Origin of the sequence: Streptomyces sp. NPDC058646, from assembly GCF_042716875.1 — a bacterium.
In the GTDB taxonomy this organism is placed as follows: Bacteria; Actinomycetota; Actinomycetes; order Streptomycetales; family Streptomycetaceae; genus Streptomyces.
In genome coordinates, this window is record NZ_JBHXRK010000008.1 from 62059 (window position 1) to 84631 (window position 22573).

17 protein-coding genes are annotated in these 22573 nt (G+C 75.3%); 4 read left to right on the top strand and 13 right to left on the bottom strand.

Annotated elements, in window-relative coordinates; translation table 11 throughout:
• Positions 1–43: 43 nt before the first annotated feature.
• The 6 genes from ACFWUZ_RS12080 to ACFWUZ_RS12105 all read right to left on the bottom strand — a co-directional run bounded on the left by ACFWUZ_RS12080 (position 44) and on the right by ACFWUZ_RS12105 (position 12136).
• Positions 44–1138: a glutamate--cysteine ligase gene (locus ACFWUZ_RS12080; RefSeq protein ID WP_384370995.1), complete on the bottom strand. Its 1095-nt coding sequence runs from the start codon at positions 1136–1138 to the stop codon at positions 44–46.
• 109 nt (positions 1139–1247) lie between these two features.
• Positions 1248–1931: an HAD family hydrolase gene (locus tag ACFWUZ_RS12085; protein ID WP_384370997.1), complete on the bottom strand. Its 684-nt coding sequence runs from the start codon at positions 1929–1931 to the stop codon at positions 1248–1250.
• 13 nt (positions 1932–1944) lie between these two features.
• Positions 1945–2910 carry an LLM class F420-dependent oxidoreductase gene (locus tag ACFWUZ_RS12090; protein ID WP_384370999.1) on the bottom strand — a complete coding sequence of 322 codons (966 nt, stop codon included), beginning with the start codon at positions 2908–2910 and terminating at the stop codon, positions 1945–1947.
• A gap of 187 nt (positions 2911–3097) precedes the next feature.
• On the bottom strand, positions 3098–7969 hold the full coding sequence (locus tag ACFWUZ_RS12095; RefSeq protein WP_384371001.1) for a hypothetical protein: 4872 nt from the start codon (positions 7967–7969) through the stop codon (positions 3098–3100).
• 162 nt (positions 7970–8131) lie between these two features.
• Positions 8132–8722 (bottom strand): RICIN domain-containing protein, encoded by a 591-nt coding sequence (locus ACFWUZ_RS12100; protein WP_384371003.1) that lies wholly within the window; start codon positions 8720–8722, stop codon positions 8132–8134.
• 192 nt (positions 8723–8914) lie between these two features.
• Positions 8915–12136: an AAA family ATPase gene (locus ACFWUZ_RS12105; protein ID WP_384371005.1), complete on the bottom strand. Its 3222-nt coding sequence runs from the start codon at positions 12134–12136 to the stop codon at positions 8915–8917.
• Between the two features lie 235 nt (positions 12137–12371).
• Between ACFWUZ_RS12105 and ACFWUZ_RS12110 the strand changes: the two genes are divergently transcribed.
• Entirely contained in the window at positions 12372–12917 is a 546-nt protein-coding gene (locus ACFWUZ_RS12110; protein ID WP_384371007.1) for a winged helix-turn-helix transcriptional regulator, read from the top strand.
• Positions 12914–13840, top strand: coding sequence for a 2-dehydropantoate 2-reductase (locus tag ACFWUZ_RS12115; protein WP_384371009.1), 927 nt, complete (start codon positions 12914–12916; stop codon positions 13838–13840). Before ACFWUZ_RS12110 ends, ACFWUZ_RS12115 begins: the two co-directional genes overlap by 4 nt.
• Positions 13841–13880: 40 nt before the next feature.
• On the opposite strand, the gene ACFWUZ_RS12120 is transcribed toward ACFWUZ_RS12115, so the two are convergent.
• The 4 genes from ACFWUZ_RS12120 to ACFWUZ_RS12135 all read right to left on the bottom strand — a co-directional run bounded on the left by ACFWUZ_RS12120 (position 13881) and on the right by ACFWUZ_RS12135 (position 16279).
• Positions 13881–14330: a hypothetical protein gene (locus ACFWUZ_RS12120; protein ID WP_384371011.1), complete on the bottom strand. Its 450-nt coding sequence runs from the start codon at positions 14328–14330 to the stop codon at positions 13881–13883.
• Positions 14331–14464: 134 nt separating this feature from the next.
• Positions 14465–15016, bottom strand: a complete 552-nt coding sequence (locus ACFWUZ_RS12125; RefSeq protein ID WP_384371013.1) for a VanZ family protein — start codon at positions 15014–15016, stop codon at positions 14465–14467.
• A gap of 350 nt (positions 15017–15366) precedes the next feature.
• Positions 15367–15684, bottom strand: coding sequence for a hypothetical protein (locus ACFWUZ_RS12130; RefSeq protein ID WP_384371015.1), 318 nt, complete (start codon positions 15682–15684; stop codon positions 15367–15369).
• A gap of 91 nt (positions 15685–15775) precedes the next feature.
• A complete protein-coding gene (locus tag ACFWUZ_RS12135; RefSeq protein WP_384371017.1) occupies positions 15776–16279 on the bottom strand; it encodes a tetratricopeptide repeat protein in 504 nt (167 codons plus the stop codon).
• A 603-nt stretch (positions 16280–16882) separates the two neighbouring features.
• Here ACFWUZ_RS12135 and ACFWUZ_RS12140 point away from each other — a divergent pair.
• Complete coding sequence (locus ACFWUZ_RS12140) at positions 16883–17563, top strand: hypothetical protein (protein WP_384371019.1); 681 nt, start codon at positions 16883–16885, stop codon at positions 17561–17563.
• Here ACFWUZ_RS12140 and ACFWUZ_RS12145 read toward each other — a convergent pair.
• Positions 17551–17964, bottom strand: coding sequence for an SCO4225 family membrane protein (locus tag ACFWUZ_RS12145; protein ID WP_384371021.1), 414 nt, complete (start codon positions 17962–17964; stop codon positions 17551–17553). The genes ACFWUZ_RS12140 and ACFWUZ_RS12145 overlap by 13 nt on opposite strands.
• Positions 17965–18159: 195 nt before the next feature.
• Between ACFWUZ_RS12145 and ACFWUZ_RS12150 the strand changes: the two genes are divergently transcribed.
• Complete coding sequence (locus tag ACFWUZ_RS12150; RefSeq protein ID WP_384371023.1) at positions 18160–19248, top strand: MerR family transcriptional regulator; 1089 nt, start codon at positions 18160–18162, stop codon at positions 19246–19248.
• A 213-nt stretch (positions 19249–19461) separates the two neighbouring features.
• On the opposite strand, the gene ACFWUZ_RS12155 is transcribed toward ACFWUZ_RS12150, so the two are convergent.
• A complete protein-coding gene (locus ACFWUZ_RS12155; protein ID WP_384371025.1) occupies positions 19462–20223 on the bottom strand; it encodes a GNAT family N-acetyltransferase in 762 nt (253 codons plus the stop codon).
• A gap of 9 nt (positions 20224–20232) precedes the next feature.
• Positions 20233–21492: an MFS transporter gene (locus ACFWUZ_RS12160; protein ID WP_384371027.1), complete on the bottom strand. Its 1260-nt coding sequence runs from the start codon at positions 21490–21492 to the stop codon at positions 20233–20235.
• Positions 21493–22573: the final 1081 nt, after the last annotated feature.

Here is a 22573-nt window from a genome sequence, read left to right on the forward strand (position 1 = left end):
GGCGTCCGGCCCGGCCCGTCGGCCGGTCGCCCCAGCCTCGGCCTCAGCCCGAAGGTGTCGCGGCGTTGATCAGGTCGATGAGCCCCGGCAGGCCCTCTTCGGCCAGGGCGCGGCGCTGGCGGTCGGCGGGCGTGCCCTCCTGCAGGAGGCGGTGGACGAGGGCGCTCACCTGCCGCAGGTCCCCTGCGTCCTCCAGGGCCGGTGTGATGTGGCGCAGGAGCGAGCACAGGACGTCACCGCTGCTGTGGGGTCTGCCCTGCGGGTCCACCAGGGTGCTGTTCAAGCCGTGCCGGGCGGCGTGCCAGTTTCCGGCCTGGAGCAGCTCGGGGGCGCACACGGCCGGCGGGAGGCCGGCCTTCTCCTCGGCGATGGCGGTGGCGACCATCGCCCTGACGATGCCGGCCAGCATGACGGCATCGTCCGCGCGCAGCTGCACGTCAAGACAGCGCACCTCGACGGTGGGGTAGCGGTCGGACAGCCGGGCCTGCCAGTACACCTGTCCCCGGTCGGCGATCACCCCGGACGCCACCAGGGCCTCCAGGCGCTGCTCGTAGTCGGAGAAGCCCTCGAAGTGCGGCGGCGGGCCGCTGACGGGCCACCGGCCGAAGACGATCGTGCGCCAGCTCGAGAAACCCGTGTCCCGCCCGTCCCACAGGGGCGAGTTGGCGGACATGGCGAGCAGCGTCGGCAGCCACACCCGGATCCGGTTCAGCACCGCCACGCCGGTCTCCGGGTCGGGCACCGCGACGTGCACGTGCATCCCGCTGATCAGGTGCTCGTCCACCAGCTGCCGCGCCTCGCCCTCCATCTTCAGGTAGCGAGGCGTCGGGGTCACGGGTACGGGGCTGGTCCCCCGCAGCGGGGCCGCCCCGGTCGCGGCGATCCGGCAGCCGTTGGCCTCGGCGGCGGAGGCAACGGCGTGACGCAGGCGCAGGAGGTGTCCGCCCACCTCTTCCAGGGTGGTGCACACCGGGGTGGCCACCTCGACCTGGGCCTGCAGCAGCTCGTCCTGGACCTCACCGCGCTCCGCGACGGGTCCGAGGCCCGCGGTACGGCGTACGTCCTCCACGAGGGGGACGGGCAGCGCCGTGACCGGGTCCACCAGCAGATATTCCTCTTCGACGCCTACGGTGATCACGCTCAGCCGCTACCCGCATCCCGCATGATCACCCCTGCCGGATCCGGTGACGGGAATGCTCCCCGTCCGGCGGGGACGACCGCCCCGGAGCCCCGCGGCGCGGCCCGGCTCATCCGGTCCGCGTCCGGCCGAAGGGGCTGGCGTCGAGGCGGGCCAGGAGGTCGGCCGGGTCGCGGTAGACGGCGGCGGCTCCCGCCTCCTCCAGGTCCTCACGGGGGATGCCTCCGCACAGCAGGCCGATCGCGGCCACGCCCGCCCGGGTGGCCGCCTTCATGTCCCAGACCGTGTCGCCGACGAAGACCGCGCGTTCGGGCGGCACCTGCGCCAGTTCGAGGGCGTGGCGTACGGGGTCGGGCGCGGGTTTGCCCTTCTCCACGTCGTCGGAGGTCGCGGTGTCGGTGATGACGTCGTCGGCGCCGATCGCTGTGCGGAGGGCGTCGAGCTCCCTGTCCTTCGCGGAGGTGACGAGGAGGACGCGCCAGCCGGCCCGCGACAGGGCGCGCAGGAGGCCTGCGGCCGAGTCCAGGGGGGCGATCCGGTCGAAGTAGGTGGCGTAGAGGGTGTCGTGGGCGGCGCTCATCCGGTCGTCGCCGGTGCGGTCGCGGTCCGCGTCGAGGAGGTGGTCGAGGAGGTCCTCGCCGGGCAGGCCGACGGCCCGGTGGATGGCGTGCATGGGCACCTGGTGCCCGGCCTGGCGCAGCGCTTCCCACCAGCAGGTGATGTGGAGGTGGTTGGTGTCCGTGAGGGTGCCGTCGACGTCGAAGAGCGCAGCGCGGTTCGTGACGGTGTTCATGATGGTGGGATCCTCACAGGTTCCGCAGGGCGGGCAGCAGCTCGGCCTCGGCCCATTCCAGGAAGGGCTCCTGCCGGTCGCCGCCGATCTGGACCAGGGCGAGCTCCGTGAACCCCGCCTCCGCGTAGGGGCGGACCGCATCGACGAAGGCGTCCACGTCGTCGCCGCACGGGACGGCCTCGGCCACGTCTTCGGGCCGGATCTGTTCCGCGGCCTGGGCGAATCCGGCGGGGCCGGGGAGTTCGGAGTTGACCTTCCATCCGCCGAGAGCCCAGCGGAACTGGTCGTGCGCGCGGGCCACCGCGGCGTCACGGTCGGTGTCGTAGCAGACCGGGAGCTGGCCGACGCGCGGTTTGCCCGCGCCGCCGTGGACGTCGAACTGCTGGAGGAGTTCCCGCTTCGGCTCCGTCGCGATCACGAGGTCGCCGTGCCGGCCGGCCAGTTCGCAGGACCGGGGGCCGGACACGGCGATCCCGATCGGCGGCGGCTCGTCGGGGAGGTCCCAGAGCCTGGCGTTCTCCACGTCGAAGTGGGCGCCGTGATGGCTGACGTTCTCCCCGGTGAACAGTCGCCGGATGATGTCGACGGCCTCTTCCAGCATCTCCAGGCGTACGTGGGCGGCGGGCCAGCCCGCCCCGACGATGTGCTCGTTGAGGTTCTCGCCCGAGCCCAGTCCCAGCCGGAAGCGTCCCCCGGACAGGATCTGCATCGTCGCCGCCTTCTGCGCGACGACCGCGGGGTGGTAGCGGAAGGTCGGACACGTCACGTACGTCATCAGCGGGATCCGGGAGGTCGCCTGTGCGGCCGCGCCCAGGACGCTCCAGGCGTAGGGTGCGTGCCCCTGGGACTCCAGCCAGGGGAAGGAGTGGTCCGAGATGACGGAGAAGTCGAACCCCGCCTTCTCCGCCCCCACCACGTGGGACACCAGCTCACGCGGCCCGGCCTGTTCGGTCATCATCGTGTACCCGATTTGCACCATAGGGGGCGCCTAGCCGCGATCGGGTCCCGCGAAACCCTCCACCCTGCGCGAGCCTCCGTACGGCCCATGCTCCGTACGGCCGACCGTTCCCGTTCGTCGTGCTGGCGGCGGCGCTCCTCGACGAAGGGCAGCGCCGCCGGGGTCCCGGAGGCGGTGACCCCGAGAGGCGGTCCACCGGCCCCACCGGCTACCGGCTCCCGCCCCCGGTGGACCGCCGTTCCCATGCCTCCGTGAACATCTCGTGCAGGGGAGCCGTCGGCAGGATCCGCTCGAACGGGCCGTGGATCTGGTTGCCGTACCGCGGGCGCACCCGGTGCGTCGCAAGCTTCGCGGTCTCCAGCGGCAGGTGCGGGGCCTTGAGTTCGGTCCAGTCCCCGGGCAGGAACAGCGTGCGGCCCGCACGGGCGCGCTTGGCCTCCAGCACCGCGCCCGTGCCGAGGAGCTCCCTCCGGACCTCGGCGTGCCGCTTGGCCGACCAGCCGTTCCAGCGCCGTACGTTCCGGTCGGTCGGCTCGGCCAGCGTCGCCAGCTGGAGGTACAGCGCCGCCGCGTCCGGGCCGGCCCCGAGCTCCCGCGCCGCCCGCTCGACCAGCTCCGGGCAGGACCGCCGCGGATCCGCCTCGTACGCCCCGGCCGGTACCGCTCCCGAGGCCGCCCGGCGCATCATCCGCTCCAGGCCGCCGCCGGCCAGCAGCGGCGCCACGCGGTCCAGTTCCCCGACCAGGTCGGTGACCTCCCGGACCCGCTGCCACGCCTCGGGGCCGGCGACGGCCGCGGGCCGCAGGAACGAGGCACCGCCGGGCGCGCACACCACCAGCGGCCCGGAGTCGTACGCGGTCACCGGCACCGGGCCCTCCTCCGTGCGGCGGCCCCTCATCACCGGCAGCCGGGCCGGTCCGAACCGCTCCGCGATCCCCTCCGCGGTGTCCTGGACCCGTCCGCCGGGCAGCGCCAGCAGCAGTTCCGGACGCTCCAGCTCGGCCCGCAGCACCTCGTACAGGGCCGTTGCCCCGGCGACCGCGGGATCGCCCGCGGGCCGGTCCGTCCACGCCCACACCAGCGCGCTCGCGATCCGGCCGAGCGGGAGACCCACCGGGGTGCGGTACGGCAGCTCGGGTCCCGCCGGCGGCACGGGCGTCACCTCGACACCGACCCCGTACGGGGTCGTCGCCAACTCCCAGCCGGCCGCGGGCACCGTCGCGTCGGCGGCTGCCTCGTAGCCGCCGGCCAGTCGCCGGGCCCACACCTCGCACAGCCCGAGGCCAGCCTCCAGGGCGTCGGCCGCCTCGTCGTGCACGGCAGGCAGCGCTCCGACCAGCTCCTGCCACACCGCGGCCATCCGTTCCACGGCTGCCTCGACCCCGCCCGGCTGCCACAGTCCGGCCGGGTCCTGCGGCACGGCGGCGGCCAGGACGGCCCGGCGGCCCGCGCCCCCGAGCCGCGTGCGGAGCCGCTCGTACGCCTCGGCCGTCATCGGGGTCGCCTTGTACGGGGCCCGGCGCGCCAGGGCCCGGTCCTCGTCCCGCCCGTACCTGCCGACCAGCCCGGCCACGACGAGCCGGGCCACGGACCGCCGTACGCCCGTCAGTTCGGCGAAGCGCGCGGCCGCCGACTCCGGCAGCGGGAGCGGCCCGTGCTGCTCGACCGCCGCCAGCAGGGCGCGCAGCCGGGTGGCGTCGTCCCGCTCGACGGGAACGAGCCGCGCCCCGGCGACGGCCGCCGGCACCGGGTCGCCGTCCGCGTCGGGGGCGGCGGGAGCGACGAACCAGGACGACGACCCGCCCGTCGGCACCGCTGCGGATGCCACGGCGGTCCCGCCCGCCCGCAGGTCCTCCAGGGTCGCGGAGTCGGCCCGGCCCACCCACCACCGGCTGCCCGCCCGGGCGAACGGCTGGGCGGACCAGGTGTCCAGGAGTGCCAGCAGCGCCGTCCGCGCCGGCTCCGGGGTCGGTGCGACCGCGGCACGCCAGGCCACGGCGTCGATGGCACCCAGCAGCTGCGACCAGTCGCGCGGCGGCGCGGGCGGCGAGAGGCGGCGCACCTCCTCCGCCAGGGTCCCGGCCAGGCAGGCACCGTCGGCGGCGAGGGCGCTCAGTGTCGCCGGCAGGGCAACGCGCCACGGCTCGCGGTCCCCGGCGGAGAGCAGTCCGAACAGCGCGGGCACCAGCTCGGTGTCCGGCGCGGAGCGGCGCGGCAGGGCGGGCGGCGCCCCGGCGAGCAGGGTGACGCGCCGGTGCAGGGCGCGCCGTCGCCGCTCCACCCGGGCGGCCCGCGCGGCCACGGCCACGACGGCGTCGACGAGCACCGGGTCGGTGACGTCCGGCAACTCCCGGGCCACAGCGGCGCGCAGTACCGCCGGGCCGTCGAGTGCGGCCGTCAGCAGGGTGTCCGCCGTCCGGCGTCCCACGGTCCGCAGCGCGCGGGAGCCGGCCGGGTCCCGGGTCCGCAGCAGGTACCAGAAGGCCGGCGGCGGGGCGACGCCGCCGGACGCGGTGACCCGCCGGGCGGGCCGCACCCGCGGGTGCCGGGGCGAGTGGTGCCCGTCCAGCTCCCAGAGCAGGGCCCCGTCGGCGGTGTACGCGCGCACTCCCGTCCGGGTCTGTGCCTCGGCGAGGACGACGTCCTCCACCGCGCCTTCCGGCGGTGCCCACAGGGCCCAGGGCTCCTGTCCCGGCCGGTCGATGTCGAAGCGGGCCGTACGGCCGTCCGCGCTCTCCACGAGGAAGTGGTCGGGCGCGTGGTCGCGGTGCCGGGTGCGGAACAGCACCCGGGTTCCGGTCAGCCCGTCCCGGCTGCCCAGCGGGGAGCCGGCCAGGCCGGCGGGCAGGGGCGCCAGTTGGAGGGCCTCCACCGCCAGGGCCATGCCCGTCTCGGACGGGTCCGCGGCCGGATCGTCGCTCGCGGCGCGGCCCGGGAAGTCCGGCAGCGCCGCCGGGCCCTGCCGCTCCCCGGTGACCGGGTCCACGGTCTCCCAGGGCCGCCTCCCGAAGACGGCGTTGGTCCAGATCCGGGAGCCGTCGCCGAGCTGCAGCTCGTCCCGGTCGATGCCCTCCCTGCCGCCCGGGCGCAGCACGCCCCCGCCGCCGTGCCGTCCGCCTCCGTCGGCGGTCTCGAACTGGAAGCCGTAGGCCCCGTCCAGGCTCCCGCCGAAGGGCACGAGGCCGCCCGTCTCGTCCGGGGTGAACGGCTCTTCGGGGCGGTCGGCCCAGACGGCGGTGTCGCAGTGGTAAGGGCTCGCGGCGAGGGTCCAGCTCACCAGGAAGGAGCCGCCCACGTAGTGGACGGCGAACATGGTCGCGCCGTCCGGCACCGTGAACCGGCAGGAGCCCCGCACCCCGTCCGGGGCGACGGCGACCGCACGGTCACGGCCGAAGACCGTCAGCACGGGCCAGGTACAGGTCACCCCGGCCACACCGGCCACCCCCACCGCTTCCGCGGGGGCCGCCGGGACCGGCGCCTCCGCCGGAGCCGCCGTGGCCGTCGGGTCCGTCGCGTCCGTTACGCCCGCCGGGGCGGCCGCTGAGGGGGCGGCCGTCGCGGCCGGGTGTGCCTCGTCCGCCGACGCGCCGGGGGAGGCTTCCGCGGCGAACTGGGCGTACACGGACTCCAGGGCGGGCCAAGCCAGTTCCTCCGGCAGACCGGCCGCCAGCGAGCGCCTCAGCGCGCCCGCGGGCCCCGCCCCGGCGAGGGCGTCGGCGATCCCTCCGAGCGCGGTCACGGTCGGGCGGTCCAGCAGGGTCTCCAGCTCGGCCACGGCCTCCTCGGCCCCCGCCATGCCGCCTCCCGCGACGGTGTCGACCAGCTTGCCCACCCGCCCGGCCACCTCGTGGGCGATGCCCGCGTTGCCCGGCAGCAGCGTCACCGCCGACCCCGGCCGGCGGCCGGGTGCCAGGGGCCTGCCGGGGACCAGGGACCCGTGCACGGTTCCCTCCAGCCGGGGGCCGAACACCGGGTCGGCCGCCAGCGCGGCGAGGTCCCGCCGGGACCGCTCGCCCCAGAAGCGCATCCGGGTCTCCGGGCCCGGATCGACGACCGCGACCCCGGCCGCCAGGCAGGCGTCCAGTACGTCCGCGTCGAAGCCCTGGTAGTGGTGCCGGGTGGAGTGCAGGGTGACGGGGGCGCCCGCGGCCCGCAGCATCGGCCCCAGCCGGCCCACCAGGTCCAGGAATTCCGCCGGCAGCGGCTGTCGCCCGACGCCGCCGCCGGGCTGGGCCGCGTACTGGTACATCCGTACTAAGTTCCCGACCCACTGGGGCAGCCCGCCCTCCGGGACCACCCGCCCGGTCTCCATCGCCTCGGCGGCTCCGCAGCCGATCAGCATCCGCAGCCAGGCCCCGCCGTCGGTGACGCCGTCCGGGAAGACCTCCACCAGCCCGGCCGCGACCGCGTCCACCGGCGGGTGGGCCGCCAGGACCGGGCCCGCGGCGGTGAACAGCGCGTCCGGCACCGCCTTCGTCCGGGTGACCGACAGGATCGCTCCGACCAGCCGCGCGACCTCCTCGTCCCCCCGCCCGGCCGCCTTGGCGGAAGCCCGTACGCGGCGCACGAGATCGGCCGGCAGGTCCGCCCGCGAGCCCGCCCACGCGCCCAGGAACGCCTCCAGGGCCGCGTGCGCCTCCGCCGGCTCCGACGTCTCGGCGAGGAAGCGCTGATGGGCCCCGAACTCCTTCGCCGGCATGGCCCCGCCGGTGGCGAAGAGCAGCGCGTTGGCCCGGCGGTAACCGGGGTCGACCGGCAGTCCGTGCTCGGCCTCGGCGGCCCGCGCCGCCCCGTAGGCCCGCCCGCCCGGCCGGCTCCCGTGGCCGATCAGCCGATGGCCCACGGTGTCCCAGAACCACGGCAGGTGCGCCGGCGGCAGTCGCCGCGCCCGCGCCGCCATGGCGTCGACGAACCGCCCGGGCTTGGTCCGGGACCGGTTGAGTTCGGCGCCCATCTCCTGGACGAGGTCGCGCGCGGCCCCGGCGGCGTCCGGGTCGTGCGCGGCGACCCAGTCGGCGTAGGTGGTCGAGAGGTGCGTGCCGGCCGCGGCGGGCAACAGGCCATCGAGCGAGACGATCATGCCCGGGATCCTCGCACGCCCCACCGACACCGCCCGCCGGCACCGTTCGCGTTCCGGTCCGCTCCCCAGCGGCGCCCTGTCCGGCCTGCGTACGCGGCCCCACCGCTCCGCCGCCGCCCCCGGTCCTGCCCTCCCCGGTCGGGCAGGAGGGGCGGTGGGAGGTCAGACGCACTCCCATACGGCCGCCTGGGTGCCGGAGGAGGTACTGGCACCGGGCATGTCCAGGCACATCCAGGTGGGGGCGCCGCTCGGGGTGGTGCCGCTGATCCACCAGCCGGGGTTGCCGTCGATGTTGTCCGTGTCCCACCACTTCTGGTTCAGGCCGCCGGAGCAGTCCCACTGGATGATCTTCGCGCCCTTGCGTGCCGCACCCCCGGAGATGTCCATGCACTTGCCGGAGTTCGCGTTGCGCAGCTGGACGTACGTACCCCCGTCGGTGACCTCCGCCTTCCACAACCCCTCGCTCGCGGTGCCGCATTCGGCCTGGACCACCGGAGCCCCGTTGTCGTTCGAGCCGCCCTTCACCTTCAGACACATGCCGCTGTGCACGTTGGCGATCTCGTGGCGGCTGCCCCGCTTGCGCAGCTGCCACAGCTCGTTGGGCGCCAGCATGGCCCCGGCTCCGGAGGCGGTCTGCAGGGCGGGAAGGGCGGTGGGAACGGCGGCGGGGGCGGTCTCGGCGGCGGTCGCGGGAAGGGTCGCCCCGGTTACGGCGATCAGGGCGACCAGGCCCGTGAAGGCGGACGTGCGCATCGTGGTGAGCATGCTGAAGGCCTTTCGTACGCGGCTCCGCCGCGGGTGCGGGGCGCCGTTCGGTGGATGGGGCGCCGGACCGCGGGGGCCGGACCGGCGCGGTGCCCACTCTGTCCGGCGGCCGGGTGCGCGCACATCGTGGAAGACCACGAACACGGCGCTCCCGCGTTCTCGTGGTCAGCCGCGTGCCCCTCACCCTGCGGTGTCGGTTCCGCCGGTGCCGGTCCCGGCCAGGCCGGCCGCGAGCTGGGTGCGGCGGGTCACCTTCAACTTCCGGTAGGCGCTGGTGAGGTGGGACTCGACGGTGCGCCGGGTCAGGTGGAGCGTGTCGCCGATCTCCGCGTTCGTGTGCCCGACGGCGGCGAGGTCGACGACCCTCCGTTCCGCTCCGGTCAGTGCACCGGGCCCGGTCCGGGCCCGTGTCGTGGTGCGCGCGTTCGCGGCGCGGAGCGCTGCCCGCGTCGCGCGCAGGAGCCGGCCCGCCGGAGGGGGTGGGGGCGCCGTGGCACGGCCGCCGTCGCGCGGGGGGCCGGTTGGTGCCTCGCCGGGGTGCTCGGCGGTGCGTCCGCCCGCGTGTGCGCAGGGGAAGTGTGCGCAGGGGAAGTCGTCCGTTCCGCCGCCCCCATGGGCGGGGTCCGGGGACAGCAGCCGGGCCGCCTCGGCGTCGGCGGCGCGCAGGTCCTCGCGGCCCCTGCGGCCGAACCCGGCCTCGATGCGCGCCCGGCCGAGGTCGAGCAGGGTCTCGATGCGTTCCACCGGTGCGGGCGCCCCCTCCAGCAGGGCGGCCGCCTCGACGAGCGACTCGAGGCCGGAGCGGCCGCCGGTGGCCGCGGCGCGGGCGCGCAGCGCCCTTCCGACCGTACGGGGGGTTCCCCAGCGGCGCGCGTGACGCAGTTCCTCCTCCGCCAGCTCCTGGGCTTCGGCCGCCCGGCCGAGGTGGACCAGGGCGAAGGCGGCACCGGAGCGCCAGGGTGTGGCCACGGGGCTGACGAAGTCGCGGGCGCTCTGGCCGGTTCCGCAAGCGAAGTGGTCGTCGAGCGCGGCCTGCCAGCGTCCTTCGTGGCCGTGGAGCAGGGCGCGTACGTAGCGCAGTTCGTTCCACTCCCAGGAGCTGTCCGCGGTGGCCTCGTCGGGCGTGGAGAGCAGCTGCCAGGCCTGGTCGCGGCGGCCGAGTTCGTACCGGGCGAGCGCCACCATGGACACCAGGTGGGGCGCGCGGATGCCGCGTCCGGTGCAGGTGTGCGCGAGGAGGGTGTTCTCGGCGACGACGAGCCGGAAGTCCCCTGCCCAGAGTGCGGCTTCCGCCCGTGCGCTCAGCAGGCACTGCAGACCCGCGTCGGTCAGGTCCGGCGGCGCGGGTGGTGCGGGGAGCCCCTGCTCGGCGAGCGCCCGCGCGTCCTCCAGGCGGTCCGCCCACTGCAGCAGGGTGGCGGCGCTGCCCAGCCAGGCGGTGCGCAGCCGCGGGTGGACCGGTGCCGCGGCCAGCCGGGGCCGGATGCGGGCGAGCACCTCGGCGGCGGAGAGCAGCCCGGCACCCGTCTCGTACTCCGTGATCAGACCGCAGACCAGCGGTTCGACGGTGGCGGGCACCGCGGGGGCGAGGGAGCGCAGGCCCGCCACCGCGTGGCGCCAGGCGGTCGCGTCGTGGGAGGAGACGAGGGCGGCGACGGCCCGCAGGACGTGCACCAGCTCCTCGTCGTCCGTGCCGCTGCTCGCCCGCTCCAGGACGCTCAGCGCACGGTCCGTACGGCCGAGGGCGGCGAGGGCGGCGCCGAGGGCGGGCGCTGCGGCGGCGCGCTCCTGGTGGTCGGGGTGCAGGTCGAGGCCCGCGCGGAGCCTGCGGACACCCGCCTCGGCGCTGTGCGGGAACTCCAGCGATCCCAGGCGGAGGGTGAGGTCGGCCCGCCGGTCCGGGGCCAGGGGCGGTCGGGTGCGCAGGGCGTGGCGCAGCAGCCGGACGGCGTCTTCGGCGCGTCCGGCCCGTACGGCGTCCTCGGCCGCGTCCTCCAGGCACCGGGCCATCCACGGCTCGCGCGGACGGTCCAGGCGCAGCAGGCGGGCCGCGACGGTCGCGGCGGGAGCGCCGCGGTCGTGCAGCAGCCGGGCGGCATGGGTGTGGAGGGCGGCCAGCGCTCCGGGGTCGGCGGCGTCCAGTACGGCATCGCGGGCGAGCGGATGGGAGAGCATCCGGGCCAGCCCCGGCACGCGCGGCGCCGCCGCGTGACGGGCGGCCGGGCAGAGCGCGAGAGCCTCCTGGAGCAGGTCGGTACCGGTGGCGGGCGAGCACTGGGCGGTAGCGGCGAGGGCGAGGCCGATGTGGCGGGTCTCGTCGTCCGCGCGGTACCGGATCCAGCGCCTGAGCGCGGCGCGGTAGCGGGTCAGAGGGGCTCCACCCGGCTGGTGCGGAAGCCTCCCGGTGCCGGACGGTGTCCCCGGGCCGGTGCCGTCGGCGGGACCGCTGGGCCCGGCCGGGTCGGCCAGTCCGGCCGGCGGATCGGCGAGGTCCGGAAGGCCCGCGGGACGGGAGTGGCCGGCCGGGCCGGAGGGCCCGGCGAAGGCCGGAGGTCCGTGACGGACCGCGGGATCGGCGTCACCGGCCGGCGCCGACGGGTCGACGGCGCCCGGGAGACCGGCCGGGCCCACCGGACCGGCGAGGGCCGGAGGGCCGGCATCGGCCGGAAGTGCCGAACGGGCGGAGAGATCGGCGGGGCCGGCCAGGGCCCGGGGGTCGTGGGCGTCCAGGAGACCATCGGGTTCCGGGTGGTCGGTGAGATCGGCAAGGAGGGCCTGGACGAGGGCCGGGTTGCCGCCGGTCGCGTCCCAGCACAGGGCGCGCCGCCCGGCGGGGAGTCCGCGGTCCCGCGCGAGCCGGGCCACGGCGTCCGGCCCGAGCGGGGGGAGCGGGAGGCAGACGCCCGCGCTCGGGGGCAGCCAGGTGACGTCGGCGGGCTCACGGCATTCCGTGGCCAGCAGCAGCACCGGAAGTCCCGCGATCCGCCGCGCCAGGTAGCCCGTCCAGCGGCGGGACACCGGGTCCGCGCAGTGCAGGTCGTCGACGGCCAGCAGCACGGGCCGGTCCGCGGCGGCCCGGGCCAGCAGGTCCAGCAGCCGGTGGAAGACCTGTTGCTCCTGCTCGGCGCCGGGCTCGGCGAAGGGGATGCCGTCGGCGGTGGGGAGGACCTGGCGGGCGAGGGCGAAGGGGAAGGCCGTCTCCTCGGGTGCGCAGCGCGCCGACAGCACGCGCAGGCCCTCGTCGGCAGCCGCCCGGCGGACGACGGCGTCGAGCACGGCGGTCCGCCCCCGCCCCGGCGGCGCGGCCAGCATCAGCCAGCTGCCCCGCCCGGACCGTGCACGGTCCACCGCGGCGGCCGCGTCCCGGAGTACGCCGTCGCGTTCGAGCAGTACGTGTGTCACTTCCGCCCTCCCCCACTGTGCCGGCGGCAGCGTGCCGCCCGTGACGAATCATGGAGGGACGCAGCACGAGAAGTGGGCTGATCTTCGGTCAGATTTGCCTGAAAGGGCATCAGCCGGTCCATCTCGGCCGAACTGGCCGCAGATTGACCGGATCCGGAGGCGAGGCCGGGTGGGTACAGCCGCGGCGACAGAGAAAGAGTTCGTTCACCGAACTCTTTGCACTATCGTCCTCCCCATGAGCCTCCCCCGCGACTACAGCGGCCAGGGCTGCGCCCTCGCACGCTCCCTGGAGGTCGTCGGCGAGCGCTGGACCCTGCTGATCGTGCGCGACGCCTTCTTCGGCGTCCGCCGTTTCGGCGACTTCGTCGCCCACCTCGGCATCCCGCGGGCCGTCCTGTCCGATCGCCTCGCCACGCTGACCGGGGCCTCGGTCCTCACCCGCGTACCGGCCTCCGGCAAGCGCGAGGTGTACGAACTCACCGGCAAGGGCCTGGAACTGTGGCCGGTGATCCGGGCCCTGACCCTGTGGGGCGAGCAGTTCTACGCGCCCGAGGGCGGCGGCCCCCGCCGGATCCTGCGCCATGCCGCCGACGGCGCCGCCCTGGCGGCGGACGACCGCTGCACACGGTGCGGCGTCCTCGTCGGGGTGCGGGACATCCTCCTCACCCCGGGCCCCGGACTCCCGGGACCCGACTCCGCCGACGACCCCGTCACGGCGGCCCTGCACCACCCGCACCGTCTCCTGAGCACGCTCCCTCCCGCGAAAGGCAACCCCTCATGAGGATCCTCACGGTCGGCGCCGGCGCCGTCGGCGGCTTCTTCGGCGCCCGCCTCGCCCAGGCGGGCCAGGACGTCTCCTTCCTCGTCCGGCCGGCCCGCGCCAAGGCCCTCGCCGCCCGCGGGCTGCGCGTCGAGGGCCAGGGGGAGAGCCTCCGCCTCACGCCGAGGCTGGTGACGGCCGACGCCCCGGGCGGGCCGTACGACCTCGTCCTGCTGTCGGTGAAGGCCACGGCCCTGCACACGGCGCTGGCGGACATAGCACCCGCCGTAGGCCCGGACACCGCCGTGGTCCCGCTGCTCAACGGGGTAGCCCATCTCGACGCACTCGTCGCGCGCCTCGGCGCCCGGACGGTCCTCGGCGGGGTCGCGAAGGTGGTCACCACCTTGAACGAGGAGGGCGACATCCTCCGCATGGCTCCGCCCGCCGTCGTCCTGACCGGCGAGATCGACGCCCGGCCCTCGGCCCGCGTGGACGCGATCCGTACGGTCCTGGCCGGCGCCGGCATCGACTCACCGGCGACCGAGGACATCGTCGCGACCATGTGGCACAAGTGGGTGTTCATCTCCACCCTGGTCGCCCTCACCTGCCTGATGCGCGGCACGGTCGGAGAGGTGAACGCCGTCCCCGGCGGGGCGTCCCTGGGCCCGGCCCTGCTCGCCGAGGCCGCGGCCGTGGCAGCGGCGGCCGGCCACCCGGTGCCCGAGTCCGAACTCGCCTTCACCACGCAGACCGTCACGACCCCCGGCTCGCCCCTGACGCCGTCCCTCTACCGGGATCTCGTCGCCGGGGCACCCACGGAGGCCGAGCACGTCCTGACCGACCTCACCGTCCGCTCCCGGGCGTTGGGCGTGGCCACTCCACTGCTCGACCTCGCCGCCCTCCACCTGCGCGTCCACGAACACCGCATCGCTGCGGCACGCTGAGGCCCGCCCGGCGGGAGCCGTCCGCGGGGCGCGGCCCGCGCTACCCGCCGGGCTGCGCCCGCCTCAGCCGCGAGACGCCGCTCTCCTTGCCCGCCGTACCCTCCCGGATGGCCTGCGCACGGTCCATGCGTCCCCAGCCGGCGCCGTTGCCCGCGTTGACCTCGTCCCGGGGGTCCCTGAGGCCGTAGTGGCCGAACAACTGCTCCTCCTCCGCCACGGAGAGCACGCTCCCGCAGTCCAGCGCGGCGCAGGGGGCCTCCTCGATCAGGGCGACGGGATACGGCACCACCAAGCGTTCGCCCGTGAGTTCTGCGTGCCGCAGCGGGATGAAGACCCCGCCCAGTCCCGATGCCCGGTCGACGATCCGCGCCCATTCGGGCCGACCGGTGGTGTCGTCCACCAGGACGTACTGCACCGCCCCGATCCGCAGGCCCCGTTCCGTCCAGGCCTCCAATCCAGCCAGTGCCGTCAGCTGCTCCTGAGTGATCACGTCGCCTCCGCCTCCTCGTCCCCGTATGTCGTATGTCGTATGTCGTATGTCGTATTCATCTGCGGCTTCGGGCTCGTCGCAGTCCCGGGTCGCGTACCCACGCTCGGGTGGCCGAAAAGGGCGGGGCCGTACCTTCAGCCCCGGGGCTCCCCGGCCGGCACCGGGGGATGCTCAGGCGAACCGTCCGGAGCGCGACGGGTCCAGCGGTGCCACCAGTGGCGGCGGCGGGAGTGGACGGCGCGGCTCAGGCGACGTCCGAGCAGCAGGTAACCCAGCAGCGCGCCCGCGGTGTTGAGGATGACGTCGTCGACGTCGAAGGCCCGCCCGGTGACCAGCGCGCCCTGGACCAGTTCGACGAGCACCATGACCAGCGCGGTCGGCAGGGTCACCCGCAGCAGACCGCGGGTCTGCGGCAGCAGTACGGGGAGCAGGAGGCCGAAGGGCACGCCCAACAGCAGGTTGCCGCCGAGCTGTTTCACCGCGTCCTTGACGGAGTTTCCGTCGAGATAGGCGTCGATCGACGCACCCGGGCGGACGTTGCTGTGGACGAGGTCCACCGACGCGGCGGAGGGTTCGAGGGTGACGCGGGCCAGGACGATGCTGAACGCCACCGTCCCCACGAAGGCAGCCAGCACCGCCAGGGCCCGCACCACCGGATGCACGGGCGGCCGGTAGGGGTCCGGCAATCCGCCCGGGCTCGGGGCACCTCCGGTGCTCCCGGTGCTCCCCGAACCGTCGGCGCTCCCCGCGTCAGCGGAACCACCGGCGCGGCGGAAACCGGCGAAACGGCGGGCACCGACGGACCGGTCTGAGGTCTTTCGCTCGTGCATGGATCGCCCTCACTCTTCTCGAACCGCCCGGATGCCGCCCGTGTACCCCGGGTCCGGACGGTCACGCGTGGCGGAGCACGCCGGACGCGGTCACGGGGCGCGTGCCCGCCGGCGGGTGCGGCGGCACGTCCCCACGGGGTTCCCGCCGACGTCCAGGGCGGCGCGGAGGCCGGCCCTGACGGTCGGGTCGGCCGGGGCCGGCGGGCTCAGCTGCCGCTGTCGATCCCCGTGACGACCGGAGGGCCCAGCGGCGCGTCGTTCTCCGAGAGGCCCGAAGCCCGCAGGGCCGAGGCCGCCAGGCGCAGGGCGGTGTCCTCCGCGCTCGCCCGGTCCGCGGCCTCGACCTCCAGGCGGAGGCAGAAGGTGCCGTCGTCGTTGACGGAGAGCAGGTCCAGCTCCTCCACCTCGCCCAGGTCCGAGCGCGCGGGGTCCATGGGACGCAGCCTGCCCGCCACCTCGGAGCGCGTGGTGGCGGGTACGTCGTTGATGAAGGTGCCGGGCACGGTGATCACATAGGCGGTCACTGGTCATTCACTCCTCTGGTCGGGTCGGGTCGGTGAACGTGTACCCCCCGGGGCACACATGCCCCGGCCTCCGGGTACCCGAACACTTCCGTCACCCTCGGACCGTCTCGTTCAGGTCCTCGGCGTAGTGCTCGATGGCCCTGCGGTACCGGCTCACCCTGGGGTCCCCGCTGGTGGCGGCGAGGAGCTTCAGCAGGAGCCGCATGGCTTCGTGGTGCCGGTCGGTGTTGAACAGGGCCATCGAGAGGAAGGTCTGCAGGGCTCCGTCGCCGGGGAACTCGCCGAGCCCGCGCCGGAGGGTGTCGACGGCGTCCCCGTACCGGCCGAGCACCCGGTAGGTGCTGCCGAGGCCGAGGAGGGCGTCGCGACGGTCCCGAGGCGACAGGCCGCCGCCGAGGGCGGCCTCGTAGAAGGGGACGGCTTCGGCCTCCAGGCCGAGCACGTCGTGGACCCAGGCGGTCTGGTAGGCCACTTCGGCGTCGTGGGGATGCGCGGCGGCCACGGCGAGCAGCCGTTGCCGGGCCTGCTCGTGGTGGCCTTGCTCACGCAGTCGGATGGCTTCGGACAGGAGGTCGTCTCGTGCGGGTCCGCTCATCGCTCCATGCTCCCAGAGGCGGCCGAAAGGGGCGGGGCGCGGGACCACGGCTCGGCGTCCCGGCTGTCGGTGGCGCCTGGAACACTGGCCGGCATGGCCGAACCGGAACGGAAAGCTTCGAGGAACCGCCCGCCGGATTCGCTCAGGACGCGGAACGGGACTCCGACATGGGCCACGGCGGACGAGTCGGGCGGGCAGATCGTGGAGCTGTACCGCCGGACCGGGCGGCACGCGGACGCCACGATCGCCGCGCTCCCCTCGATGCGACGGGCCGTATTCCGTAGTGGCCCGAGGAGCGCGGAGAGGTGACACCGCACCACGTACTGGTACGTGTGATCGCCTATGCCCAACGGCATGCCGGGCACGCCGACATCCTCCGCGAGTTCATCGACGGCGCCGTGGGGATGGCGGAGGCCAACTCCAGCATGCCGCCGGGGGGCCGGTCGTACGGGGAGGACCACCGGCGGCGGCTGGAGGACCCTCGTCCATCCCGGACTCGCACACGGCACGCGGAATTCGCCGCGGAGCCCCCGCCCGTCTTCCCCCGCGCGGCCGGGCCGTCGGAGAATGCGGGTGGGTCGGGCGCAGCGGTGGGGGGACGTCGTGGGAGAGATACCGGGTGCGCGGGCGCGGCTCGACCGGGAGGTGGCGGCCGTCTTCGACTGCCTCCGCTCGCTCGCCGAGCTGCTGACCCCTGGTCAGGTCCCCGACCTGGCCGTGCCGCGGGAGCCGTTCCGGGACGGCGGCACCGTGCCGGCCACGTACCACTACTCGGCCGTCCACCGGGTCGACGCGCGGGAGGCCCGGCCGCCGCGCTCGGCGTACGGGCCGGAACTCGCCTTCCTCGCCGGGGGGTTCCTCCGTGCCGACGGCTGGGTGACCAGCGAGGGGACTCGCCGCCCCGGTACCGGTGCCGGGAGCACCGTGGTGAACGGCGAGCGCGGCGGGGCGCGGGTCGGCGTGTCCGTGGCGCACGACCGTTCCTCGGTGCTGTACACGGGGCGGACCTCGGCGGTCGCCCTGTACGAACCCGAGCCGCACGTGCGTCCCGAACCGGTGGTGACCGCGCGGACACTGTCGAGCGGGTACGCGCTCTGCTACGAGTGCGACGGCCTCGGGTGGTGCCCCGCCTGTGAGGGACAGGGCTGGGTCCTGGGGTCGAGCCCGGGCCCGCCCGCGGGGCCGGTCCCGCGGGACCCCCACCGCCTGGGCCTGTGCCCGCTGTGCTCCGCCCGGCGGATCTGCCCGGTCTGCCGGGGCGCGGGGCAGCTCTACGACGGCTGACGGGCGGCCTGCCGGCGGTGTACGACGCAACGCACCAGCGCCCAGAGTGCCGTGGCGTTCACCAGGGCGCCGGCCAGGACCGCTCCGTAGAGACCGAGACCCGCCCACACCTCGGGCTGCTCGGCGATGCCCGGATCCACCGCCCAGCCGGAGGGAGGCGGAGACAGGGGCGGCTCCTCCAGGACCAAGGGGGCGGGCGGCTCCGGGCCCGTGTGGACGGGGTGCACCGGTGCCCCGGATACCGGATCCGGAGCGGGGTGGGTGAGCGGCAGCGCCAGGACGCTGACCGGTGCGGTGGCCAGCAACGGCCACACACCGGCGAAGCCCGCGTCCCCGGTCCGGGCGAGCACCTCCACCCAGGCCTGGATCCCGACCACCACGGACAGATAGCCGCCCGGCACCCATATATCCGGCCGTGACCTGCGTTCCACCACTGCGTCCTCCGTTCGCCGGCCCCCACTCTCGGACCGGTGGATCCCGCGCACCTGAGTACGGCTACTCATCGCGTACCGCCGCGGTACTCGATGGGCCGCTTCGACCTTCGAGTTGACCTTCGAGTTGACCTTCAAGCAGCTTGAATGCCGACAATCTCAGGCATGGACGACACCGACGCACTGATGGGCATCGGCGCCTTCGCCCGCCGGGTGGGACTGGCGCCGAGCGCCCTGCGCTTCTACGACGACTGCGACGTACTGCGCCCCGCCCACGTGGACGAGGGGACCGGCTACCGCTACTACGCCCCGAACCAGGAAGCGCGTGCGGTCCTCGTCCGGCGGCTCCGCGAGGCCGGAATGCCGCTCCTCGAGGCTTCGGTGGTGCTCGACGGGACCCGCGAGGAAGCCCGGGTGCTGCTGGAAGGCCACGCGAGAAGAGCGCGTGAGACGGCTGCGTCCGCCCGGTCGGCGATCGAGGAGATCCTCCGAGGTCTCACGGGCCCGCGCCGGGCCACGGCCCGGATCGGCGGAGCGGAGCTGGCCAGTGCCGTACGGCAGGTCGCCCCGGCGGCGGCTGCCGCTCCCCTGCGGGACGAGTTCCCGGTGCTCGGCTGCGTACTGATCGAGGTCGATCGCCCGGAGGTGCGGCTGGTGGCCACCGACCGCTACCGCCTGGCGGTCCGCGCACTGCGGCCGTCCTCCGGCGAGGGCGAGGGCGATCCGTGCGGTGTCCTGGTCGGTGTCACGGAGATCGGGGACGTCGCGTCCTGGGCGATGCGTCAGCCGGAGCTGACCGTGGAGGTGGACGAGCAGGGCGTACGGCTCCGCGGCGACGGCGGCGCGGCTCGCGCACTGCGCGCCGTCGACGGGACGTTCCCCGACTACCGGACGGTCCTGGACGGCCTGCCGGCCACCCAGCACCGGATCATCGCCCACCGGGCGGCCCTGCGCGCGGCTGTCGCGGAGGCGGGGCACGACGGGCCGTTCGTCCTGCGGACCGACGGGCGACAGCTCACCCTGGCCTCCCGCGCCGCCGTCCCGGCCGTGGTCCCCGCCCACTGCACGGGGGCGGCCGTACGGATCGCCTTCGACCCGGGGGTGCTGCTGCCCGCACTGGACGCGGGCGTCGGCCCCGACGTACTGCTGGAGATCTCGTCGCCCACCGGACCGGTGGTCGTCCGCTCGGCGGACCAGGGCAGCTTCACGACCTTGGTCATGCCGGTCCACGACTCCCCGGACGGCCGTGCGTGACGTGACCGTCCGTCCCCCACGACGAGCGGGTCCTGAACATGGCCACGGCGTACGAGGACCTCGACGGCCCCGGCACGGCACACGGGCACCACGGCCCTGCACATGCTCCACGCGGCCCGCTGCCTGCCCGAGGACGAGCAGAGCACCCTCGGCGGGGTCCTCCGTGCGCTGACCGGCTCGGCCACGGCGGCCTGACCGGGCGAACCGGACGCGTCAGCCGCGTTCGAAGCAGTGCTGGCGGCCGACCACGGAGAAACCGCGGCGCTCGTACCACTGGCGGGGCCAGTCCGCCGCGTCGGCGGTCAGGAACCGGGTCCCGCAGCCCTCGTCGGCGGCCACGTGCAGGGCGGTGGCCAGGACGGCGTCGGCGTAGCCGCGCCTGAGGTGTGCCACGGAGGTGATGAGGTCCTCGATCTGGGCCGTGCCGGTGGCCGGGTCCACGTAGAGGTCGGCCCAGGAGGCGACCTCGTCCTCCTCGGTACGGGCACCGATGAAGCGGACGGTGTCAGCCCCTCGGCGGCGCGCCTCGCGCCGGTCGACGAGGTGCCGCACGACCTCGTCGTCGACGTCCGGGAGGACGCCGCGCCACCACCGGGTGAGCGGACCGCGCAGCGCGTCGAGATCCACCTCCCCCGCGGCGCCGGGGGCCGGCACCGGGCCGGTGTGCCTCATGACCAGATAGGTGGAGTGGGTGTATCCGGCCCGGATCAGCGGCTCCGCGCACGCCCTCGCGCCGTCGTCGTCGAGGACGGAGACCAGCCGGTGCGGGAGGTGCCCCAGCGCCTCCTCCGCGATGCCGGGCAGCGCCCCGGGATCGACCGCCGTCTCGATGACGACCTGGTTGTTCGCGCGGGAGTGGAAGAGGGCGTCGTCGTACGCGGCGAACCCGCCGGGCAGTTCGGCGGTGCGTGCGGCCTGGCGGCGGGCGAAGGCCGCCAGGAAGCAGTTGATCCGCTGCTGTTCGAAGTGGGGCATGGCAGCAGCCTAGGCCGACTCCTCCGGATCCTGTCGGCCGAGGCCGCCCTGTCCGGTGCCGTCGCCGTCATCGGCGGGGACGCGGGACACGAAGGGCCGGGAGACGACGGTGACCAGGACGGAGAGCGCGGCGAGGACGGTGATCGCCGTACCGGGGGTGAGCCACTGGGCGACGCCGCCGGCGAGCGCGGCGCCCAGGCCCTGCCACGTCATCCGGCCGGCGGACTCCACGCCCTGCACCTGGCCGTGCACCGCGGCGGGGGTCGACGCGAGGAGCTGCTCCTGGAGCGGCAGGGTGGCGGCGAAGCCCGCGCCGGCCACGAAGACCGCGGCTGCCGCCACGAGCGTCGGCGGGTGGGTGGCGAACAGCAGGTACGGGACGGCCAGCAGCAGTCGGAGGGCGTACGCCCCGCGGCGTCGCCGATCGGCGGTGAGCAGCCGGCCGACCAGCAGGTCTCCGAGCAGCATGCCGGCCGATCCGGCAGCCAGGAGAAGGCCGGCGTGCTCCGGGTCGTAGGAGAGGAAGAGGGCTTCGCAGCCGACGATCAGGCCGTTGGGGACCCACAGGTTCAGCAGCAGCGCACGCCGGCCGGGGTGGGCGAAGAGCGCCTTGTTGGCCGTCCAGGTCTGGCGCAGTCCGGAGCGGCGGGTCGGTCGGACGGCGTGCTCGCGGACGGTCGTGGCCACCACGACCAGCCCGAGTCCGGTCAGCCCGGCGGCGACGGCGAAGACCGCCTGCGGGCTTCCGTGCCGCAGCAGCAGGGCGCCGGCAGCGAAGCCGAGGACCGCCGTACAGCCCGCCGTGATGTTCATCAGCGACCGCGCCAGGGCGTACGCGGAGGCCGGCGCGACCTCGGTGAGCAGTCCCATCCGCGTTCCGGTCCCCAGGGACTGGAAGAAGCCCAGGACGAGGAGGAGGCCGAACCGGGCGGTCAGCGGCAGCCCCGGGACCGCCTGCGCGGCCATACCCGCCAGGGAGAGGCACTGGAGCGCGACGAGGGTCCGGCGAGGACGGTTCCCGTCCGCGACCGACATGAGCGTCAGCGCGCCGAGCACCGTCGCGAAGGTGGCGCCGTACATGCTCACGGCTGTCAGGAACGGGGAGTTGGTCCGGTCGTTGACCAGCGTGCCGAGTGCGAAGCCCGACAGGGTGGTCGCGGCGACCGTCAGGGTGAAGCCGGCGTACAGGCCTGCGAACTCCCTGTTGCGGAGCAGGGCGCGGTAGCCGGAGGTGGTCGGGGCGGTGGGTGAGGAGGTGTCGGAAGGCATGAAAAAAGCCTCCGGACACACCCGCCGGGGGCGCCGAAGGCCAGCGCACGCATTCTAACAGGCGGGACCGGCCGACCACCTCCAACGGGCGAGAGGATCCGCTCGAACACGGGCCGGGAACGGGCGGGCACGGCACGACTCGGCCCCTGGGGTCGATGTTCGGCACGGTGCGCGGAGGGCGGTCGCGATGGGGCAGGGGAGGCAGGAACAGGGCCTGGGGCAGGACGGGTTCGGGGCTGCCAGGCGCCCGGCCGCGCACAGCCGGGGAGAGTCGGCCCGTGCTCCCACGCGGGACGGCCGGCCGCTCTCCCACCAGCGACTTCCGGAAGCCGGCGCAGCCGACGGGCCTCGGACGGGGCATCAGCAGCGGTTACGCCCGTGGTCTTCGAAGGCGGGTGGGCGGCCGGACGGTCGTACGGGGCCCGGGTCCAGGCGGGGTGTCCGGCGCCGCGCCCACCGTGGTCCACGACCACGGCGGACTCGGCCGCAGTGCCCCTGGTCGCGGGTCGCGCCGACCGGACGGTCCGGACCGTCCGGCCGCGGACCTGAACGGACTCCTCGGCCACCTCGGCCCGGACCCGTTCGTCCTGGTCGGACACGGCTGGGGAGGCCCGCTCGTACGTCTGGCCGCGGCAGGCCGGCCGGAGCGGGCCGCCGGCATGCGCGCCGAGGGGTACACCGGTCGCCGCGATGCGGACAAGGGACAGGGAACCGGAGGACACCCAGGGCGGTCTGCGGCCCTGCTGGGGAGCCCGCCGCACCTGGGCGGGCTCCCGCTGCCCGCCGTGTCGGCGGGCCGCCCCTCGATCGGCATGCCGCAGGCCGTACGGGAGCGGGGCCGCGGCCTCGCACGCATAGTGGGCCGCGCAGTCGGGCGCAGGGGCGTCACATCGTGCTGGACGGGGCGGACCCCAGGTGCCGGCCACGGCGCCGGACGGTCTCGCCACCGGTTCGCCGGAGCGTGAAGTCGCACGCGGCAGGCACGCGCCGCGCGCCGTACGCCCCCGCCGCTCCGCAGGCCGGTCGGATCCGCCCGCGACGGGCCACCTGATGTAAATTCGGTGCACTATCGCGCAGAATC